Source organism: Streptomyces sp. DH12 (assembly GCF_020873895.1).
Lineage (GTDB): Bacteria > Actinomycetota > Actinomycetes > Streptomycetales > Streptomycetaceae > Streptomyces.
Genome location: NZ_JAHWGT010000438.1, coordinates 1 through 617, shown reverse-complemented (window position 1 = coordinate 617; position 617 = coordinate 1). Strand labels below are relative to the sequence as shown.

The 617-nt window shown below is 72.0% G+C and carries 1 protein-coding gene; it reads right to left on the bottom strand.

The features are described 5' to 3' along the window. Positions 1-617: MASE1 domain-containing protein (locus LPA54_RS35040; RefSeq protein ID WP_228984643.1), on the bottom strand; the 617-nt coding region annotated here is incomplete at both ends.

Below are 617 nucleotides of genomic sequence, written 5' to 3'. Positions count from 1 at the left end.
CAGCATGCTGCCGGGCAGCTCGAACCGCAGGGCCGCCCAGATCAGCAGCGGGTAGACGGAGAACAGCAGACTGGCGGGGCTGTGTGTGACGATCGGCATCAGGACGCCCGTGACGGCGGCCAGCGCCACCGCCTCCTTCCAGCGCGACCAGTGCACGGGGGAGCGCACCCGGGGCAGGAGCAGCAGCACCGGGGCGATCAGCAGCACCCCCATCGCGTCGCCCACCCACCAGGGCAGCCACACCGACCAGAAGCGCCCGGCCGGCAGGTCGCCCGAGACGACCAGCAGCACCGCCCCGATCGTGGAGCTGACCAGCATCGCGGCGATGCCGCCGAGGAACACCAGGCTGAGGCAGTCCCGTAATCGGCCGAGGTCGGTACGGAACCCGTCCCAGCGCAGCAGCAGGTACGCGCACAGCGGCGCCGCGGTGCTGCCGAACAGCAGGCCCAGCGAGACCGGGCTCAGCGAGGTGAGGTGGACGATCACCAGCATCGCGCCCAGGGTGATGCCCGGCCAGACGCGCGGTCCGAGGAGCAGCAGGGACGCGACGGCGATCCCGGTCGGCGGCCAGATGGGCGACACCACCGAGCCGTCGACCCGCAGTTCGTACAGCAGCC